This window comes from Branchiibius sp. NY16-3462-2 (assembly GCF_001594145.1).
In the GTDB taxonomy this organism is placed as follows: Bacteria; Actinomycetota; Actinomycetes; order Actinomycetales; family Dermatophilaceae; genus Branchiibius.
Map to the genome: position 1 here is coordinate 496,948 of NZ_LVCF01000001.1, position 19,891 is coordinate 516,838.

Genomic DNA, 19,891 nt, shown 5'->3' on the forward strand with positions numbered 1-19,891 from the left:
ACGCGTGGATCAGCCCGGAAGTCCGAACAGCAGCTGCGGCCACACCGACGCCGCGATCAGCGCCAGGACCAGCACCACCACCACGATCGAATGCACCGGGGCGATCGCGTCGCTGTCGCTGCCAGCGACCGACCGCAGATCCGCGGCCGGCGTCCGGCCGTCCCGGATGACGATGGCCAGGATCCACCGCAGGTAGACGGCCAGGCCGATCATGGTGTTGATGGCGGCGGCTATCGCGAGCCACCACAGATGGGCAGCCACTACCGGGCCGATGGCAGCTACCTTCGCCGCCACGCCGAGCAGTGCCGGCGGTACCCCGGCCAGGGTGAGCAGGGCGAACGCCATCGCCCAGCCCAGGATCGGCCGACTGCGCGCCAGGCCGTGGTAGGAGGTCAGATCCAGCGCCGCATTGCGTCCGCGGGAGTGGGCCACGGCCGTCACCACGGCGAAGACCAGCAGCGTCGCGAGGGCATACATCAGCAGGTACCGCACGGACTCTCCGACGGCGGCGGACCCGGCTGGAGCCAGCGGCATCACCACCCAACCGGCCTGGGCCACGGTGGACCAGGCCAAGAGGCGCAGCATCCGCACCTCCCGCAACGCCATCAGATTGCCCAGGGTCATGGACAGCACACTGACCAGCCCGATGACCGACAAGGTGGCACCCCCGACCCCGGTCAAGGACCGGATGACCACGATCAGCGCACCGACCGCGGCCACCTTGGAAGTCACCGCGAGATAGGCCGACACCGGCACGGACGCCCCGGCGAAGGTGTCGGGTGTCCAGGCGTGGAAGGGTGCCAGTGAAAGTTTGAAGGCCACCCCGGCCAGCAACAGCATGATGGCCAGGATCAGCACCCGGCTGCGGCCGGAGTCGGCGATGGCGTGCAGGGCAGCCGACTGGTTGAAGCGCAGGGTGCCCGTCGCGGCGTACCAGAGCGCGACCCCCATCGCGGCCAGCGCGAACGAAGTGAGAGCAGACACCAGCAGCGAGAGGCTGCCGTCGATCGCCGACCGGCGGGCCCGCAACGCGACCAGACCGACCGTCGGCAGGGTGGCCAGTTCGAGGGCGATCAACCACGAGGCCGCATCCCGGCTGGCGCAGACGATCAGGCCGCCGGCAGTGGCGCTCAGCAGCAGCGCGACTTGCACGGGCGTGCGGGAGGTGGGAGCGGGGATGGCGCTGATCAGCAGCACGACGAAGAACGCACTGACGGCGATGGCCAGTTGCAGGGACAGGACGACCCGGTCCACGCCGTACGCGCAATATCCGTCGCCGCACAACGTGGCGTCCCCGCGCGCCGGGATCTGCACCCAGCGCACCGCCAGGACCACGGTCGAGACCAGGAGCGTCAGCGCGGCCAGCCACCAGTGGACCCGGCCCAGGCGCGGCAGCGCCGCGTCCACGAGCAGGACACCGACGGCGGCGAGCCCGACCACCAGGACCGGCGCCAGCAGACCGAAGTCGAACGTCACCGTCATCGCGCACCGACCAGGACCTGGACACTGGCCTCGGTGAGCCGCAGCAGCGCCGTCGGGTAGACGCCGAGGACGACAATGGCCAGCGCGAGTACGCCGAGTCCCACCTGGGCGCCCACCGTCAGGTCCGCGGCGGGCTGGCTGGGTGACGGCGGCAACTCAGTAGTTGAACCGTCTTCGCCAGCCCACACCCGGCGCAGCAACCGGACGCTGTAGGCCCCGACGAGCACGGCGGCCGTCACCGCAGCGATCGCGATGAAGCGCCACTCCCGGCCGTGTTGCCACAGCGCGAGCAGCGTCAGAATCTCGCTCCAGAACCCGGCGAGCGCAGGCACTCCGATCGCAGCGGCCACGCCCAGGATCAGCAGGAAACCCAACCGGGGCGTGGCATCCCGCAGTGCCGGGTGGGCCACGGACAGGTCGTCATTGCCCCAGCGGGTCTTGAGTTCACCGGCGAGCAGGAAGAGCAGGGCACTGATCAGCGCGTGCGCGATGTTGCCGAACAGCGCGGCCTGCACCCCGAGCACGGTGCCGGTGAGCAGGGCCAGCATGACGAAGCCCATGTGCACGATCGAGGACCAGGCCACGATGCGCTTGAACCGGTCCTCGCGCAGACAGACCAGCGCCGCCCAGATCATCCCGATGACCGTCAGGACCGCGAATACCGGTGCGACGGAGTGCAGTCCGTCCGGTAGCGGTCCGACGACGAGACGCACGATGCCGTAGCTGCCCATCTTCAGCAGGACCGCCGCGAGCAAGACCGAACCGGCCGTGGGAGCCGCGGTGTGCGCCGCCGGCAGCCAGGTGTGCAACGGCCAGATCGGGATCTTGATGCCGAGGCCCACGAGCAGCAGGGTGGCGGCCACGACCTGCGTGCCGTGGGATCCGCCGATCCCGTGGGCCAGGCGGTCCATATCGGTGGTCCCGGCGGTCGTGACCAGCACCAGGATGCCCGCCAGCATCAACATCGAGCCGAGCACGGTGTAGAGCACGAACAGCCAGGCGGCGCGGCGCGCTTCGGCCGGCTCCCCGAACCGGCGGATCAACACCCACATCGGCACCAACGCCACTTCGAAGGCCACGAAGAAGCCGATGACGTCCTTGGTCAGGAACGCCGCGAGCGCTGCTCCGGCGACCCCGAGCACGCTACCGAGGAACAGGCCGTTGCGATCCCCCTGCGGCGCGGTGCTGCGAGCCACCAGCAGGACCAGGATGGCTGCGGTGAGCACGATGAGCGGGACGCTGATGTCGTCGGCGGCCAGGTGTAGCCGCAACCCGATGGACGGCACCCAGGCGGTGTCGAGGACCGGTCGCGCGATCACGATCCCGGCCACGGCGGCAGCAGTGACCAGGGCGGTCACCAGGGACACGACGTACGCGAGGCGATGCGGCACCCGGCGGGGACCGATATCCATGGCGGTCAGGACGATCCCGGCGACGATCGGCAACAACGGCGCGATCAGCAGCAGACTCACCACAGGCCGACTCCGAGGAAGCAGACGACCAGCACTCCGATGGCGATCCCGGCGATGGCTCGCGACGGGGAGCGGTCGTGCAACCGCTCGGAGCGGTTCCCCAACCAGGCCGCGCAGCCGGCCAGCGAACCGATCGCGTGATCCAGCAGTCCCTCGAGGCGGCGCACGAGGTCGCTCAGGCGCAGCACGGGCGTGGCCACCAGCGCGGTGTAGGCGCGGTCGACATCCAGGCCGCGGCTGGCGGTGCCGCGCAGCCAGGCCGGCACCCGCGACATCGGATCGCCCCAGACGGTGTGCACGGACATCGCCCGCATCAGCAGCCCGGCGGCGGCGATCGCGACCAGGCCACCGGCGATGAGCATCGGGCTGATCCCGGTCAGGTCGAGGTGCCCGAGCGCGGGGGCGAAGAAGACCAGTCCACCGACGACGCTCAGCACTGCCAGCGCCCAGAGGCCGGTGCGGCCTGCGTCGGTGAGGTCGGCTGCTTCTTCGTCGTAGGGGGTCATCGGTTCGAGGTCGGCTTCCTGGGGTTCGCCGAGAGCGGGCGTGGTCTCCAGGAGTTCGACGAGACCGACGTCCTGCACGGTCTCGGAGTCCTCGATGAGGTCGTAGTAGCCGTGCCGCTCGACGGCGCTGGGGTGGGTGAGGACCAACCACGCCCGCGCGCAGTAGGCCGCGGTGAGGGGTACGGCGATCACCAGCGCGACCAGGGCGATGGTCGGTGCCAGGTCACGGGTGGCCGCCAGCTGCCGGGCGGACTCGTCGATGATCAGGTCCTTGCTGACGAAGCCGACCAGTGGCGGCACCCCGGCCAGGGCCAGCAGGCCGATCCCGAGGCGGCGGCGCAGTTCGGCTCGTCGCCAGGCCACACCGGAGATGCGTTCCACGATGGTGCCGCCCGCCAGCACCGCGGCCCAGCCGATCATCAGGAAGAGCAGCGCCTTGAACATCGCGTGGCCGAGCAACTGCATGATGCCCAGTTGGCTTGCCCCGGTGGCGGGTTGGACCACGATGGCCAGCAGCATGATGCCGACCTGCGCGATCGTGGACCAGGCCAGCAGGCGCTTCAGGTCGTGTTGCAGTAACGCCAGCACCGAAGCGAGCACCACGCTGACCGCGGCCAGGATCGCCAGGGTGAGCAGCGCGGGCCGGCAGCCGGCCAGCAGCGGGTGCAGTTGGGTCAGCACGACGGTGCCGGCGGCGACCATCGTCGCCGCGTGGATCAACGCGGAGGCCGGGGTCGGGCCCTCCATCGCGTCCGGCAGCCAGTCCTGGAAGGGCACCTGGGCGGACTTGCCGGCCACGCCGATGACCAGCAGGACCAGCAGCGCGGTGACCGACGCCGGGGGCAGCCCGACGATGGCGTCGATGCTGGTGGTGCGGGCGTGCACCGCCAGGCCGACCAGCGCGATCGTGAAGGGGGCGTCGGCGACCCGCGTGACCAGGAAGGCCTTCTGCGCGGCGCGGCGCGCTTTGCCCCGCTCCGACTCGTGGCCGATGAGCAGGTAGGAGCACCAACCCATCAGCTCCCAGCCGGCCAGGGTCAGCAACACGTCTTCGGACAGCACAACCAGCAACATCGCAGCGGTGAACAAGGAGACCGTCGCGGCGAACCGCTGGTAGCGCGGATCCATGTCCAGGTACCAGCGGGCGAAGGCTTGGACCACCAGCGACACCAGCGCGACGGCGACTGCGACGATCGCCGCCCAGCCAGGAACCTGCAGTCGCAACGGGATTCGCAGTTGGTCGCCGACCGGTAGTGGGCCGATGGTGCTCTCGCTGACCGTGCCGTGCCGGGTGACGTGGAAGAGCAACCAGCCCGCCGCCGCCAGGGTGAGCAGCCCGCCGAGCATGGACACGACGTACGCCGATCGGCGGCTCCCGCGCCCGGCCCAGAGCCCGAGCACGGCAGTGAGCGCCGGCAACAGCACGGTCAACTGGCCCAGGTGGTCGGTGATCTGTTTCACGACCGGTCCTCCTCGGCCCGGGTGTCCAGATCAACGGTCCCGCGGCTGCGGAAGACGGCACTGACCAGCGCGAGCGCCACCGCGATCTCGGCGGCGGCGATCGTGATGAGGAAGAGCGTGACGACCTGACCGGCGCTCTGCCGCAGGACCATTGAGGTGGTGACCAACAGCAGGCCGGCAGCGGCCAGGATGAGTTCGACTCCGACCAGCATGAGCACGGCGTTGCGGCGGCTGATCGTGGCGTAGAGGCCGCAGCCGAACAGGACCCCCACCAACAGGTAGGGCAGCGCGAGATGGATCACCGGGAATCCTCATCGCTTCGGCCGGGCAGCCGGTAGGTGGCGAAGGCGGTGACCAACGCGATCAGCAACAGCAGGGAGAGCAGTTCGAAGGGCCACACCCACGTGCTGAACAGGTCGTGCGCTAGTTCGACGGTGCCGGTGCCCCCGGTCCGCACGGGCGTGTCCGCGAAGGCGACGATCAGCGCGGCGGACAGCAGAGCAGCCGTTGCGAGGGAGACCACCGCAGCAATCGCGCGTTGCAGCATGCCGGAGCTCAGTTCCCGGCTGGGGCTCGTCGGGGTACGGGTGACCATCAACGCGAAGAGCACGAGCACGACGACTGCTCCGACATAGACCAGCAACTGGGCCAGCGCCACGAGTTCGGCGCCGAGGACCAGATAGCAGCCCGCCAGGGAGCCCAGGGCCACGGTCAACCACAGCGCCGCGTGCACCAGGTGGCGGCTGGTGACCGCGAGGACCGCCGAGCCGGCGCACACCAGACCGATCAGGGTGAAGAGCAGGTCGGCGGCGGTCACGGCGTTCCCTCCTGCGCTCCACCGTCGATCGCCGGTGGCGGCGGCACGTCGGCCAGCCACTCCCCCAGCTTCTCCTTCTCCTGCAACAGATCCCGGATATCCGTGGTGGCGTAGTCGAAGGTGGGCGCCCAGAACAACGCGTCGAACGGACACACCTCGATGCAGATCCCGCAGTACATGCACAGGCTGAAGTCGATGGCGAAGCGGTCGAGCACGTTCTGCTGCCGGTCGCGTCCGCCCTCCGGGCCGGCCGGGATCGTCTCCTTGTGCGAGTCGATGTAGATGCACCAGTCCGGGCACTCCCGGGCGCACAGCATGCAGGAGGTGCAGTTGGACTCCAGCAACGCGATCACACCACGGGAGCGGTCGGGCAGGTCCGGTTGCACGTGCGGGTACTGCACCGTGTGCGCCGGGTGGACCATCGTCTTGGCGGTCGTGGCCAGGCCCTTCAGCAGACCTTTGCCGACACCGTTCTTTCCTACTGCCACAGGACCACCCCCGCTGCCGTGATCAGCAACTGCAGCAACGCGACCGGCACCAGGACCAGCCAGGTGAAGCGCTGCAGTTGATCGACCCGGACCCGCGGCCACGACACCCGCATCCAGATGATGACGAAGACGATCAGCGCGGCCTTGATGACCGTCCAGAGCCAGCCGAGGTGCGCATCGAACGGACCGGTCCAACCACCCAGCCACAGGACCGCGACCAGCAGAGCCAGCACCACGATGCCGGCGTACTCGGCCAGCAGGAAGAGCGCGAACCGCAGACCGGTGTACTCGGTGTAGGGACCCATCACGATCTCGGCGTCAGCAACGGGTGTGTCGAACGGAACCCGCTGCAGCTCAGCGGTTCCCGCTGCCAACAGGACGAACGCGGCGGGCAGTTGCCAGATCAGCCACCACGGCGTCCAGGCGTGGGCGATGCCGACCAGGGACAGTGATCCGGCGGCGATCGCGAAGGAGGCCGCAGCCAGGATCAGCGCGACCTCGTAGGAGATCAGTGATGCCGCCGCGCGCATCGCACCCAGCAGTGCGTACTTGTTGCCGCTGGACCAGCCCGCAAGCAGCGTCCCGACCGTGCCGACCCCACCGACGGCCAGCACCCACACCAGACTCGCAGGAACGTCGGCACCGACCAGGTCGGGGCTGAGCGGGATGACCGCGAGCGCCGCGAGATAGGACACGATCCCCAGGACGGGTGCGATCCGGAAGAGTTTGCCGTCCGCAGCCCGCGGGACGATGTCTTCCTTCTGGACGAACTTCACTCCGTCGGCGACCAGTTGGGCCCACCCATGGAAGCCACCGGCCTCCATCGGACCGAGCCGGCCCTGCATGTGCGCCATCACCTTGTGCTCGCTCTGACCCACGACCAGGGGCAGGACCAGGAACCCGACGAGCACCAGGACGGCCCGCAGGATCGCTTCGCCGACGCTCATCGGGGTCCCCAACTGGCCGGAGGTACGCCGGGTGGCAGCGTTTTGCGCCGCGGCGCCCGGCCGGGGCGCACGTCGCGCGACTCCGTGGCGTCGGAGGGATCCTTGGCACCGGGCCACGGTTTGCTGGCCCGGGCGGTGAGGACGAAATCCTTGCGCAACGGGTTGCCCTCGAAGGCATCGGGTAGCAGCAGCGGTCGTAGTCCGAGGCCGGTGCCGTCATCGAACCCGTCGAAGACGATCCCGAACATCTCGTAGGTCTCCCGCTCGTGCCAGGCCGCGCCCCGCCACAGACCGGTGATGGTCAGCAGACTCTGGCCGGGTTCGAGCCCGGTGCTGACGAAGATCTCGCTCGTGGCGTCGGCCATGAACCGGTACAGATGGGTCACGACCTCGAAACCGGCGTCGTCCCCCTGGTCCACGGCGGTCAGAAAGTCAAAGAACGCGTAGCCGTCCTCGCGCAGCCCGGCCAGCGTGGGCAGCCACCCGGTCGGTTCGCAGGCGATGGTCTCGGTCACGGCTGGCGCACCTTGTCCCGCATCAGAATCGAGGCGCGCTTGCGACGCAAATTGCCGCTGGTGAGCTTCTCGTCCTTGATCTTCGCCTGCAGTTTGACGATGCCGTCCAGCAAGGCTTCGGGTCGCGGTGGGCAACCGGGCACATAGACATCGACCGGGATCAGTTGGTCGACACCCTTGGTCACGCAGTAGGAATCCCAGTAGGGGCCACCGGAGTTGGAGCAGGCGCCGAAGGAGATGACGTACTTCGGCTCGGGCATCTGGTCGTAGAGGCGCCGCACCGCCGGAGCCATCTTGTCGGTGACCGTGCCCGAGACAACCATCAGGTCGGCCTGCCGCGGGCCGGGAGCGAACGGGATCACACCGAGCCGGATGAAGTCATGCCGGGCCATCGAGGCGGCGATGAATTCGATCGCGCAGCACGCCAACCCGAAGTTGAAGACCCACAGCGAGTAGCGCCGACCCCAGTTCAGGATCAGCCGCATCGGCCGCGGTGCGGCCTGCTGCACGGGGCCGACCTTCGGCATTCCCAGGTCGGTGCTCACGCGTCGTCCTCCCAGGTCAGCAGCCCGCGGCGACCCGCGTGGACCAGGCCGACCAGCACGATGGCGACGAAGACGGCCACCTCGACGAGCGTCGTACGCCCCAGGTGGTGGTCGCGCAGCACCAGGGCCCACGGGAAGAGGTAGACGGCGTCCACGGCGAAGATGACGTAGAGGAAGGCGAAGGACAGGTAGCGCACGTTGACCTGGGTCCAGCCCGCGCCGACCGGGTCGACACCGGACTCGTACGTGGTCAGGCCCGCCGGCACGACGGCCCGGGGCGCGAGGAGCCGCCGCATCACCATGGCGGCGCTGAACAGCACGACACCGGCGATCAGCACACAGCCAAGCACCAGGTAGCCGGTCAGGTCGATCACCCCGGAAGCCTAACGATCCTGGCCGCTCCCGCGTGGGACTGACTCACCCCGACCCGCCTCAGGTCAGGGCCGCAAGAATCTGGGCGAGCATGATCTTGACGACCATCGCGGCGGGGTAGACCAGTGCGTAGCCGAGGGCGACCCGTGGGTCGTGGCCGGTGCGGGTGTTGGCGAACGCCAGCAGCGCAGGCTGGGTGTGCGTGCCCGAGACGATGCCCGCCAGCCGTATCCGGCCCACTTTGAAGCCCCACCGCATGATCGCCACGATCCCGACCCCCACGATCGTCGTCATCACCGCACCGGTCACGAAGAGTTTGACCACCTCGCCGCCGGCCAGTGCCTCCAGGATCAGCGACCCCGCGCGGGTTCCGGCGTACGCGAGGAACACCAGCAGTCCCAGCTCGATCATCACGGTCGCAGCAGTGTGCGGCAGGGTCGTCACGACTCGCCCGATCCGCCCGATCCGGCCCATCACCAGCCCCACCAGCAGCGTGCCGGCCGCTGCGCCGACCGACACCATCCCGATCCCGGGAATCGGGATGGGGATCAACCCGATCGCCAGGCCCAGGCCGATCCCACCGCCGAGCGCGACCGGGTTGACGTCGGTCAGGCCGCGCGCGGAGTCGCCGAGTTCTTTGCCGATCGCGACCAGTGCCTCGGGAGCAGCTACCACCCGCACCCGGTCGCCCAGTTGCAGCAGGAGGTCCGGGGCCGCGACCAGATCGACGTCACCGCGCCGGACACGGGTGATCGCTGCCCCGTGTCGCTCCTCCAGGTCGCGGTCGACGTCAGCGACGCGCCGGCCCGCCATGCGCGGGTCGGAGATGGTGATCCGCCGGAAGTCCAGGGCGGCCCGGTCGGCCGTCAGATCATGGGAGGAACGGTGCCCCAGCTCGCTGATCAGCCGGTCGACCTCCTCCTTGGGTCCGACCACGTTGACGAGGTCACCGGCGGCGACGGTCGTCTCGACGTACACCGGACCGGGGTCCTCGTCGGAGTGGTGGGCTACGCGCGAGAAGGTCAACCGGTCGCCGTACCGGTGCCGCAGGTCGGTCAACGAGAGTTCGCGGTCAGCCTCGATGCGCACGGTCACGTCGACGACCTCGGCAGGGGTGTCCCGGTCGCGGATCCCCCGGGCGATCGCGATGCCGGTGACAGCCAGCATGAACAGCACGCCGTAGACGTAGGCCGTCGCGTACCCGATCGTCGCCTGGGGTGAGCCGCCCGCGGCCGCCAGCGCCGGCGTGTTGTTCATGGCGCCGGCGAACGTCCCGGCGATCGCCTTGGGCCCGAGGTGGAACAGGTGGCCCACGACTTGGCCGGCAACCGCCGCCACGATCAGTAGTCCCGTCACGGCCAGCACGAGCTGCCAGGCCGAGCGGATCGTGGTGAAGAAGCTCGGCCCGGCCAGGATCCCGGTCGCAAACGCGAACAACGCCAGACCGAGACTGCCCAGCACTTCGGGCACCTCCAGGGTGATGTTCTCGGCGGTGCCCCACGCAGTCAGCGCCATCGACACGAACAGCACCGCCACCGGGCCCAGCGACACGCCCGCGATGCGGATGCGGCCCACGCCGGCCCCGATCGCGATCACCAGGCTGAGCAGGATCAGTGGGTGGTCAGCGAGGAATTGCAGGACATGGACCACGCGCACCGCCTTCCGAGGGCCACGGCAGCTTCAATGCATCCACCCTGACATGCCGCTGCGGCGTAGGGCTGCGGTTTGTGCAGCGATACCCCTCCTGACGGCTGCCGCAGGGCAATCCCGCCACAAACCGCGGGGGGTGGGCCCGGGAATCGGGCTGCGAGAATCGCCGGTGTGCTGATCACCGTCCTTCGCGACCTGCGGGTGCAGGACGAGAGCGGCGCGACGATCCCCGTCGCGGGCGCGCGGTTGCAGCAACTGTTGGTCCGTCTCGCGGTGGACGCCGGTCGACCGGTGTCCACCGGTGAACTCTTCGACACCATCTGGGCGGACCTGCCGGCGGATCCGGCCGGTGCGTTGCAGGCGCTGGTCTCCCGGTTGCGTCGCACCCTGGGCGTCACGATCGAGCAGACAGGGAGCGGCTACCGGCTCGTGGTCGATCCCCTGGCCGTCGACCTGCACCGGTTCGAGGCACTCATCGAGCGTGGCCGGTCAGGTGACCACTCGGCGTACGTCGAGGGGTTGGCCCTTCTGGACGGCCCACCTCTGCCGGTGGTCGCCGACCAGCCCTGGGCGCTGCCGCTGGTCTCCCGGATCGAGCAGGAGGCGGTGGAAGCTGAGCACGCGATCATCGAAGACCGTTTAACTGCAGGCGATCTCACCGGTCTTGCGGCCCGGTTGCGCGACCTGGTCGCCACCCACCCGCTCGATGAGGAGTTCGCCGTCCAACTCATCCGTACGCTGCGGGCGGAGGGTCAGACCAGCGAGGCGCTCGCGGCGTACGAGCAGACCCGGCGCACCCTGGCCGACACCCTGGGCACCGACCCGGGAACGGCATTGCAGGACCTCTACGCCGACCTGCTACGCGGCGCGCCTGCCAGCACCCCCGGCAGCGCGCTGCGCACCGGCCTGACCAGCTTCGTCGGGCGCGAGTCGGAACTGGCCGAGCTTTCTGCTGACCTGGCCGAGCACCGGCTGGTCACCGTGCTGGGTCCGGGCGGCGCGGGCAAGACGCGGCTGGCCACCGAGGCGGGCATTGCCTGGCGCGACGAACACGACGCACCCGTCTGGCTGGTGGAACTAGCCCCGGTGAGCGAGCCGGCCGCCGTCCTGCCGACGTTCGTCGCCGCCCTTGACCTGCAGACTTCGCGCGTGTTCGAGCGGCTGCGCGCGGCGGGGCGTGCCGTCGATGACTGGGCGCTGCTCACCGGCGCGCTGGCTTCGGGGCCGGCGCTGCTGATCGTGGACAACTGCGAGCACCTACTCGACGAAGCTGCTGCGATCATCGAACGGTTGCTGGTCAGCGCGCCGCAGACCCGAGTCATCGCCACCAGCCGCGAGCCCCTGGCCATCGACGGGGAGCACGTGCTGCCGTTGCCGCCGCTGCGCCCGTCGCCGGCGGTGCAACTCTTCCTGGACCGCGCCGCGTCTGCGGGGGTGCCGGTGAGCGCCGCGGAGTCCGACAGCGTGGCCGAGATCGTACGGCGATTGGACGGCCTGCCGTTGGCCATCGAGTTGGCCGCCGCACGGGTGCGCACCATGCCGGTCCCGGTGATCGCCGAGCGGTTGTCGGACCGGTTCGCTTTGCTGACCGGAGGTCGTCGCACGGCACTCCCCCGGCACCGCACCCTCTACGCCGTCGTCGCGTGGAGTTGGGACCTGCTCGATGAGGCCGAACGCGATCTCCTGCAACGCTTTTCGGTCTTCTCCGGCGGCGCAGACGCGATCTCGGCTGCGGTAGTGACCGGGGCGCCGGATGCCGAGGTGCGGCTGGCGTCACTGGTCGACAAGTCGCTGCTGGTCGTGGACCGGGAGGGCACCGCCGTGCGCTACCGGATGCTCGAAACGATCCGGGAGTTCGGGCTGAACCAATTGGACGCGGCGGGGCTCGCGCCCGGCGTCCGCGATGCCCACGCGGCGTGGGCGCTGGACTTCGCTCGCACGCAGGATGTCCGCTTGCGAGGACCCGAGCAGGTCGATGCGCTGGATTCCCTTGCGGCAGAGGCCGATAACCTGCTGGCGGCACTGCGCTACCTCGCCGACAGTCATCGAGCGCAGGCCGCCACGGATCTACTGCTGGCACTGAACTGGTGGCTGTTCATGCTGGACGACGACCAGCGGACGGTTGCGCTGACCCAGATCGCCCTCGACGCTCCTGGTGAGGTCACCGGCGCGTCCCGGGCGACAGTCCGCATGCTGCACGTGGCTGCCTTGGCCGCCACGGCTCGCACCGATCTGGAGTCGGCCAAGGAGCAGATCCGGCAGGCGGCGCAGGACGTCGACGCCGACCCCGGCCTCATCGAGCAGTGGCCGCACCTGCAGATCGTCCTACTGCAGGCATCGATCTGGGTGGACGTCCCCGACCTCACGGAGCGCCTCACGCGCAGTCCGCTGGTGCACGAGACGCCGTGGCTGCGGGCGGTGGCTCTGCAAACAGAAGTCGACGTCGCGGATAACGCCGGGGACCAGGGTGCCGTGCGCGAGGCCCTGGCCGCCATGGCCGAACTCGTCGGACCGCTGGACGACCGGTGGCTGACGGCAGCCTTCCTTGTCCGGCGTTCGCAGGTGGAGGCCCAGGACGGTGACCCCGCGCGCGCCCTGACCTCGCTGGAGCAGGCGCGCCAGTTGATCAGCACCCTGGGTCGCAGCGGCGACGAGATGTACCTGGCCATCCGTGCCATGGACCTGCAGTTGCGCCTGGGCCAGTACGACGCTGCTCGTGCCGCGATCCGGGACATCCCCCGCCAGTGGAACGAAGTGCTCGGGGCTGACCTGCCGAACGCGTTCCTGGTGAATGTTGCTGTCGCGGAGGGCAATTCGGAGCGCTTGGCCGAAGCGCGAGCGCTTCTGCGTGATCCCCATCCGGTGCCCGGTGCGTTCCACGACCACAGTCAGACGCTGCTGCAGACCTCGATCACATTGCTGGAGGCCGAGGATGGTGACGGGGCCGCGGCCGTCCGAGCCCTGACGAAGGCCTACCCGTCGGCCGTCGCGACCGCTGACATGCCGTTGTTGGCGATGTACGCCGTGGCAGCGGCGTTCGCAGTGTCGCTGGACCGGCCCGAGCGTGCTGCCGAATGCCTCGGCGAAGCGGCCGCGATCCGTGGCATCGACGATCCTGCGGACCCGATCGTCGCGGTCCTGGCCAGGCGGCTGCGGGCCGCTCTGGGCGAAAGGTTCGACTCGGCGTACGCCAAGGGACGGAGCAAGAACCGGGCCGACGCCATCGCTGACGTCGACCCGGCCGTGCTCTTTCCCAACCGTTAAAGCGGACGAAGCTCGCCTCGACCGTCGGCTGGACAGAGCGCGACGTCCTCAAAGCAATCAGCTACACGCCGCTTGCTCGAAATCCGCGAGGCTCCCCGCAACGGTGCCTTCCGCATCACGGGAGGTGATCAGGAAACCACCTACGTCAAGGTCCTGCAGATCGCGCAGAGAGAAGTTCAACGGCGCAGAAGCGACGTCTGTGTTGTCTCCTCCAGCGATCAGCGTGTACCGGCGCCCGTCGGCTAGTCCAACCTTCCGGGCAGGCTCCACAAGCCAGTCAGGGGTTGCTGCGGCAAACATCCCTTTGCCGTGGGGACCAGAAGTCGCGAGAGCCCATCTGGCCAACACCTGGTCCGATGCAGAGGACGACTGCGCCACTTCGTAGAGGACAGCGCCCGTCGGTTCCTCGTGGCACATAAGGGCCACACCGGAAACCGAGCCATCGGGAAGTTTGGTGAGTGCAACACCCCCGTCGACCGATGGTCCGCAGGAGGTGAGTAGCGCGAGACCGGGCACGCCGACCAATGCATACCAAGGGAATCCACGCCGTCTCCGCGCCACCTCACACCCCCTGGTCACCCCGCGGTGAGCTCACCGTACCTGCAGAGCACCCGCAACTAGGCGCGGCGGCGGTAGGCGCGCAGCGCCAGCGGCACGAAGACCACCAGCAACCCGACCATCCAGACCACCAGCCACAGCAGGTGGTCGCCCATCGGGGTCCCGAGCAGCAGACCGCGGATCACGTCGACCAGATGGGTGATCGGGTTGACGTTGACGAAGGCCTGCAGCCAACCGGGCATCGTGTTGACCGCCACGAAGGTGCTGCTGGCGAAGGTCAGCGGCAGCACGAGCATGAACATGATGCCCTGCACCGAGCCGGGCGTGCGGGCGATCATCCCGACGAAGACCGAGATCCAGCAGAAGCACAACGCGAAGGCCATCGACAGCACGAGGGCAGCCAGCAGGTTCAGCGGATTGGTCTCGACCCGGAAGCCCATCAACGAGCCCACCGTCATGATCACGGTGAAGAGAATCAGATAGCGCACCACGTCGGCCAGCACCGTCCCCACCAGGGGCGCCGAGCGCGCGATCGGCAGTGACCGGAACCGGTCGAAGACGCCCTTCTCGATGTCCTCGTTGAGGTTCTGGCCGATACTGACGCTGGCGGTGGCGATCGTCTGCGCCAGAATCCCTGGCAGCAGGAACTGCAGATAGTCGTGCTGCGAACCGCCGGCGATCGCGCCACCGAAGATGTAGGTGAACATCGCCAGGAAGATGATCGGCTGCAGCGTCACATCGATCAGCGCTTCAGGGGTGCGGAAGGTCTTGATCAGGCTGCGTTTGGCCAGGACGACCGCATGCCACAGCGCGCTGCCGCCGCCCGAGGTGCTGGCCGCGGTGAGGGTTCCGGTCTTGGTTGCTTCAAGCGTGCTCATGCCGCCTCCTTCTTCTTGTCGCCCGTCAGAGTCATGAAGACCTCATCCAGGCTCGGCAGGTGCAACGACACCTCGTTCATGGAAATCCCCTGTTGGGCAAGGGTGTTGACGATCTGAGGGAAGGCTGAGTCGTCGTCGACCGCCACCGTGAGTTCGCTTCGCCCGGTCAATTCGGGCGTGCGGCTTGTCGTGTCGGTGAGCACCCGGCGTACGTCGTCCAACCGCTCCCGATCGGCCGGCACCAGCACGATGCGCTGGCCCCCGATCACGCGCTTGAGCCCCTCAGGGGTGTCGTGGGCGATTACCCGGCCGTGGTCGATGACCGTGATCTCATCGGCCAGCGCGTCCGCCTCCTCCAAGTACTGCGTGGTCAACAGGACGGTCGAGCCGTCGGTGACCAATCGGCGTACGACGTCCCACATGTCCTCGCGCTTGGCCGGGTCCAGCCCGGTGGTTGGCTCGTCGAGGAAGATGACTGCCGGGCGGCCGACCAGGCTGGCCGCCAGGTCCAGGCGCCGGCGCATTCCGCCGGAGTAGGTCTTGGCCATCCGGCCCGCGGATTCGGTCAGGTCGAACCAGTCGAGCAGCTCGGCGGCCCGGGCCTTGGCATCCTTGGTCTTCAGCCCGAGCAACTGGCCGATCATGACCAGGTTCTGGGTGCCGGTCAGGTCCTGGTCCACTGAGGCGTACTGCCCGGTCAGGCCGATGGTCCGACGTACGTCGCTCGGCCGCTTGGCGACGTCGAAGCCGCCGACCGTGGCGTGGCCGCCGTCCATCGTCAACAGGGTCGCCAGCATCCGCACGGTCGTGGTCTTGCCCGCGCCGTTGGGGCCAAGGACGCCGAGCACGGTGCCGGCGGGCACCGCCAGGCTGACGTCGTGCACGGCGGTGAAGTCGCCGAACTTCTTGTGCAGGTTCTCCGCGTAGATCATCGGATCGCTCATCGCGGGCCTCCTCTCACTTGGGCGCCGCAGGTGTGCGGCGAACTGGATCCAGCATCACGCCCAGCGCTGACATGGCACTGACACGGCCCTGATCGGGCGGGGCTACCGTGGCGAGGTGACGGCGCAGCGATCCGAGGAGGCCAAGGGCACCACCTACGGCATCCTGGCCTACCTGATCTGGGGAGTCTTCCCGCTCTACTTCCATCTGCTGGAGCCGGCCGGCGCCTGGGAGGTTCTGTGTCACCGGATCCTGTGGACGTTGGTGGTGTGCGCGATCGCCCTGGCGATCACCCGACAGACGGCCTTCATCCGCGACCTGCGCCACAACCCGCGACGGCTGGCGATGATCGCGGTGGCCAGTGTGGCGATTGCCGCGAACTGGACCATCTACGTGCAGGCGGTCGTCACGGGCCACGTCACGCAGGCATCGCTCGGCTACTTCCTCAACCCACTCTTCACGGTGGCCCTCGGCGTGCTGGTCCTACGAGAACGTCTGCGGCCGTTGCAGATTGCGGCGGTCTTCATCGGCCTCGCCGCGTGTATCTATCTGGCGATCGACGACGGCAGACCACCGTGGATCGCGCTGTCACTGGCCCTGTCGTTCGGGACCTACGGGTTGTTGAAGAACAAGATCGGCGGCTCACTCACCGCCCTACAGTCGCTGTCGAGCGAGACCGCAGTGTTGGCACCGGTGGCCGCAATCCTGCTGATATTCCTCACGATTCGCGGCGACACCACCTTCACCACTGACGGCGTGGGTCACTCCTTGCTGCTGGTGTCGACCGGTATCGCCACCGCGCTCCCGCTGCTGCTCTTCGCCGCGGCAGCCTCCCGGGTGCCCCTGGTCTCGATCGGGCTGATGCAGTTCATCACCCCGGTGCTGCAGTTGATCTGCGGCGTCGCGCTGCTCGGCGAGCACCTGACGAGGGGACGCTGGATCGGCTTCGGCATCGTGTGGATTGCGTTGATCCTGCTATCGATTGACGCACTCATGAGTGCCTCGCGTGGTCGGCGACTAGCGCGCGCCGCAGAGGAGGCTGCGATCTAGCTCCGAGCAACAGACCAGTCTGTTTTCGCCCGGTTCATGACTTGAAGTCATGAAGCCCCGCGGGTGTGCCTTCGCGCGGCTGCGCCGCGCCACGCGACCGGGGTCAGCGCTCCAGGTCGCGACGGTGCAGGTTCTGCGCCAGCAGGAACGCCGCTATCCCCAGCACCAGCAACACCCCGCCCAACCAGAGGATCTTGCCCAGCAGGACGATTCCCACGATCGCCAACACGAGCGCGAGGACCAGGATCAGCGTGGCGTTCATGCCGGTGATCGTCTCACGGCAGACCCCACCACGATGTGTGGCGCTCAGACGGCCCTCGCCAGATCCTGCTCGACCAACGCGGTGTGGTGCCGGCGCACCGGGGTGCCGTTGTCGAGCACCCGTTCAGACACCACGCGCACCGCACCCATGATGAACACCCAGACCAGGCAGTAGGCCAGGACCAGCAGGATCGCTCCCCAGGAGATGGCCGGGACCAACCAGCCGAAGGCGGCCATCAGCACCGCGATGATCTGGGTCGCCAGGATCGCCAGCCACAACTGCTTGGCCGGGAATGGACGTTGGAAGAACCACCCGGCACTGCGGGTGACAAAGATCAGCAAGTGCCCACCGGTGACCAGTTGCAGGAAGACGATCGTCTGGATAGCACCCTCGGTGGTGACATCGAGGGCTCCGGTCCGGCGCAGCCCCACGGCGATCAACAGCATGATCAGTGATTGCACCACCGCGAACAGCCCCAGGATGCCGGCGCTGACCAGCAGCCGGCGCATGTTCCACCGGATCGGCGTCGTGCTCACCGGGGTGTTGTCGTAGGCGATGGTCATGATCGGGATGTCATCCAGCAGGGACAGGACCACGATCATGATCGGCGTGAGCGGCTGGAAGCCCTCCAGGATCGTGGCGATCACCACCAGGAACATGATCGTGAGCGTCAGCGCCACGCGATAGATCGTGTACGACGTGATCCGCCCGAAGATGCGCCGCGCCTCATCGATGGCGCTGTTGATGACCGACAACCCGGGCGCCGTGAGGATCAGTGCCGCAGCACCGCGGGCGGCGTCGGTGGCACCGGACACCGCCGTACCGCAGTTGGCCTGTTTCAGCGCCGGAGCATCGTTCACGCCGTCACCGGTCATCGCGACCAGGTGCCCGCGCTTCTGCAGTGACTTCACGATGGCGTACTTGTGCTCGGGGAAGACGCGCGCGAAACCGTCCGCCTTCTCGATCTGATCGACGATCGAGGACGGGACGTTGTCGGGATCCAGGTCTTTGGGGAACACATCGGCCGCCGCCAGGATGTTGGTCCCCATTCCCAGTTCCTTGGCGGTTTCGATCGCGATCGCGGTGTCGTCACCGGTGATCATCTTCACCGACAACCCCTTGGCCTCGACCGCATCGATCGTTGCCTTGCTGTCGTCGCGGGGTGGGTCGGACATCGGCAGGATGCCCAGGATCTGCCAGGTCGCACCGTCGTCGGTGGACTGGGCCACCGCCAGCGCCCGACGACCATTGGCCGCCAGGTCGGCAACGGTCTTGGTCACGGTGTCGGCATCGGGACCGATCCCACCGGCCAGTTTGACGATCGCCGCTGGTGCACCCTTGGCAACCACGAGGTGCTGACCGTCCGGGCCGGTGACCTTCGCCTTGGTGTATTTGGTGATCGGGTCGAACGGCGTGTACTCGGTGACACTCCACGCCTTGGTGGCATTCGGATCGGTCAGGCCCGAGAGCACTGCGTCGTCGATGACATCGTGATCCTCAGCGCGCGAGGCCAGCGCACCGGCAAGGACGACCTGGGCGCCGTCCGTGGCGTGCAACAGGATCGGGTCGGACAGGGTCAGTTGGTTCTTGGTCAGGGTCCCCGTCTTGTCGGTACACAGGATGTCCACCCCGGCCATCTCCTCGATGGACTGCAACCGGGACACGATCGCCTGCTTCTTGGACAGGGCCAAGGCGCCAAGGGCCAGCGTCACGGAGAAGACCGCGGGCATCGCCACCGGGATCGCGGCCACCAGCAGGACCAGGACGAACTGCAGGATCCGCAGCGCGTCCTTCCACTCCCAGCCGTGATGCACGTCGCGCCAGACCTGGAAGATGACCAGCACCGCCGCTAGGACCACCGCCACCACGATCAGGAAGTTGCCGATCTGGAACATCGCCTTCTGGGCGTTGGACTTCACCCCCGCACCGGCCACCAGCTTGGCGGTGCGTCCGAAGAAGGTCTTGCCGCCGGTAGCGATGACCACCGCCGACATCTCGCCCTCTTTGACGACACTGCCGGAGTAGGCCTCATCGCCCTCGTGCTTGGTGACCGGCACCGATTCACCTGTGAGCGCCGATTGGTCGATCGAGGTGAATCCTTCCCCGATCAGTCGCAGATCCGCCGGCACGATGTCGCCCAGACGAATCTTCACGATGTCGCCGGGCACCACGTCCTGCGCCTTGATCGAGGACCAGGCCCCACCGCGCAACACCTTGGCCTGGGGGGCCAGACCCGCTTTCAACGCCGCGAGCGCGTTCGCCGCCTTGGCGTCCTGCCAGAACGCAAGACCTGCGTTGATCACCAGCAACCCGAAGATGACCGCGAAGCTCGGCCAGTCACCCAGGATCGCCGACACGACGGCCGCGGCCTCGATCATGTAGGCAATCGGCCCGGTGAAATAGCCCAGCAACTTGTGAGCGAGCGACTCCTGCTTGTCGGTGATCCCGTTCGGCCCGTACGTCGTGAGGCGTTTGGCCGCTTCGGCGGGACTGAGACCGGTGTCCGGGCTGACCGAAAGATCGGAAAGAACGTCCGGCAACGCGGCCTTTTCCAAGTCCGGCGCTCCCGCAGCTGACGTTTCAGCGGTCGCTGGCGTGGCCATGGCACTCCTTGAAAATGTGACGATCTGAGCCCTGTTGATAGTTATCGCTACGGTAGTCCCATCAGGGGTGTGAATCTCG

17 protein-coding genes are annotated in these 19,891 nt (G+C 68.2%); 2 read left to right on the forward strand and 15 right to left on the reverse strand.

Annotation, left to right across the window (positions count from 1 at the left end; all coding sequences use genetic code 11):
- Window positions 1–9 precede the first annotated feature (9 nt).
- Genes AZH51_RS02390 through AZH51_RS02440 form a run of 11 tightly spaced genes read right to left on the reverse strand, consistent with a single transcriptional unit; the run spans window position 10 to window position 10,255 of the window.
- Window positions 10–1,482, reverse strand: coding sequence for a proton-conducting transporter membrane subunit (locus AZH51_RS02390; protein WP_291520917.1), 1,473 nt, complete (start codon window positions 1,480–1,482; stop codon window positions 10–12).
- Complete coding sequence (locus AZH51_RS02395) at window positions 1,479–2,954, reverse strand: NuoM family protein (protein ID WP_291520919.1); 1,476 nt, start codon at window positions 2,952–2,954, stop codon at window positions 1,479–1,481. Before AZH51_RS02395 ends, AZH51_RS02390 begins: the two co-directional genes overlap by 4 nt.
- Window positions 2,951–4,921: an NADH-quinone oxidoreductase subunit L gene (locus AZH51_RS02400; RefSeq protein WP_291520921.1), complete on the reverse strand. Its 1,971-nt coding sequence runs from the start codon at window positions 4,919–4,921 to the stop codon at window positions 2,951–2,953. The genes AZH51_RS02395 and AZH51_RS02400 overlap by 4 nt, the downstream gene beginning before the upstream one ends.
- The gene (gene nuoK, locus AZH51_RS02405) at window positions 4,918–5,223 is read right to left on the reverse strand and encodes an NADH-quinone oxidoreductase subunit NuoK (RefSeq protein WP_291520923.1); all 306 of its coding nucleotides are present in this window, start codon (window positions 5,221–5,223) and stop codon (window positions 4,918–4,920) included. Before nuoK ends, AZH51_RS02400 begins: the two co-directional genes overlap by 4 nt.
- Window positions 5,220–5,738 carry an NADH-quinone oxidoreductase subunit J gene (locus AZH51_RS02410; RefSeq protein WP_291520925.1) on the reverse strand — a complete coding sequence of 173 codons (519 nt, stop codon included), beginning with the start codon at window positions 5,736–5,738 and terminating at the stop codon, window positions 5,220–5,222. Before AZH51_RS02410 ends, nuoK begins: the two co-directional genes overlap by 4 nt.
- Window positions 5,735–6,160: a 4Fe-4S binding protein gene (locus AZH51_RS02415; protein ID WP_291521317.1), complete on the reverse strand. Its 426-nt coding sequence runs from the start codon at window positions 6,158–6,160 to the stop codon at window positions 5,735–5,737. Before AZH51_RS02415 ends, AZH51_RS02410 begins: the two co-directional genes overlap by 4 nt.
- Window positions 6,161–6,216: 56 nt before the next feature.
- Complete coding sequence (locus tag AZH51_RS02420) at window positions 6,217–7,173, reverse strand: complex I subunit 1 family protein (RefSeq protein ID WP_291520928.1); 957 nt, start codon at window positions 7,171–7,173, stop codon at window positions 6,217–6,219.
- Window positions 7,170–7,688 carry an NADH-quinone oxidoreductase subunit C gene (locus AZH51_RS02425; RefSeq protein ID WP_291520930.1) on the reverse strand — a complete coding sequence of 173 codons (519 nt, stop codon included), beginning with the start codon at window positions 7,686–7,688 and terminating at the stop codon, window positions 7,170–7,172. The genes AZH51_RS02420 and AZH51_RS02425 overlap by 4 nt, the downstream gene beginning before the upstream one ends.
- A complete protein-coding gene (locus tag AZH51_RS02430) occupies window positions 7,685–8,173 on the reverse strand; it encodes an NADH-quinone oxidoreductase subunit B (RefSeq protein ID WP_367188024.1) in 489 nt (162 codons plus the stop codon). The genes AZH51_RS02425 and AZH51_RS02430 overlap by 4 nt, the downstream gene beginning before the upstream one ends.
- A 56-nt stretch (window positions 8,174–8,229) precedes the next feature.
- Complete coding sequence (locus tag AZH51_RS02435; protein ID WP_367188019.1) at window positions 8,230–8,607, reverse strand: NADH-quinone oxidoreductase subunit A; 378 nt, start codon at window positions 8,605–8,607, stop codon at window positions 8,230–8,232.
- A gap of 58 nt (window positions 8,608–8,665) precedes the next feature.
- Window positions 8,666–10,255: an aspartate:alanine exchanger family transporter gene (locus tag AZH51_RS02440; protein ID WP_291520932.1), complete on the reverse strand. Its 1,590-nt coding sequence runs from the start codon at window positions 10,253–10,255 to the stop codon at window positions 8,666–8,668.
- 171 nt (window positions 10,256–10,426) lie between these two features.
- Here AZH51_RS02440 and AZH51_RS02445 point away from each other — a divergent pair, with 171 nt between their 5' ends.
- A complete protein-coding gene (locus AZH51_RS02445; protein ID WP_291520934.1) occupies window positions 10,427–13,519 on the forward strand; it encodes a BTAD domain-containing putative transcriptional regulator in 3,093 nt (1,030 codons plus the stop codon).
- Window positions 13,520–14,136: 617 nt separating this feature from the next.
- On the opposite strand, the gene AZH51_RS02450 is transcribed toward AZH51_RS02445, so the two are convergent.
- Complete coding sequence (locus AZH51_RS02450; RefSeq protein WP_291520936.1) at window positions 14,137–14,955, reverse strand: ABC transporter permease; 819 nt, start codon at window positions 14,953–14,955, stop codon at window positions 14,137–14,139.
- Window positions 14,952–15,899 carry an ATP-binding cassette domain-containing protein gene (locus AZH51_RS02455; RefSeq protein WP_291520938.1) on the reverse strand — a complete coding sequence of 316 codons (948 nt, stop codon included), beginning with the start codon at window positions 15,897–15,899 and terminating at the stop codon, window positions 14,952–14,954. The genes AZH51_RS02450 and AZH51_RS02455 overlap by 4 nt, the downstream gene beginning before the upstream one ends.
- 115 nt (window positions 15,900–16,014) lie before the next feature.
- On the opposite strand from AZH51_RS02455, the gene rarD reads away from it, so the two are divergent.
- Window positions 16,015–16,947, forward strand: coding sequence for an EamA family transporter RarD (rarD, locus tag AZH51_RS02460; protein WP_291520940.1), 933 nt, complete (start codon window positions 16,015–16,017; stop codon window positions 16,945–16,947).
- Between the two features lie 103 nt (window positions 16,948–17,050).
- Here rarD and AZH51_RS02465 read toward each other — a convergent pair whose 3' ends face one another.
- Window positions 17,051–17,209 (reverse strand): hypothetical protein, encoded by a 159-nt coding sequence (locus AZH51_RS02465; protein WP_291520942.1) that lies wholly within the window; start codon window positions 17,207–17,209, stop codon window positions 17,051–17,053.
- Between the two features lie 44 nt (window positions 17,210–17,253).
- Entirely contained in the window at window positions 17,254–19,812 is a 2,559-nt protein-coding gene (locus AZH51_RS02470) for a plasma-membrane proton-efflux P-type ATPase (RefSeq protein WP_291520943.1), read from the reverse strand.
- Window positions 19,813–19,891: the final 79 nt, after the last annotated feature.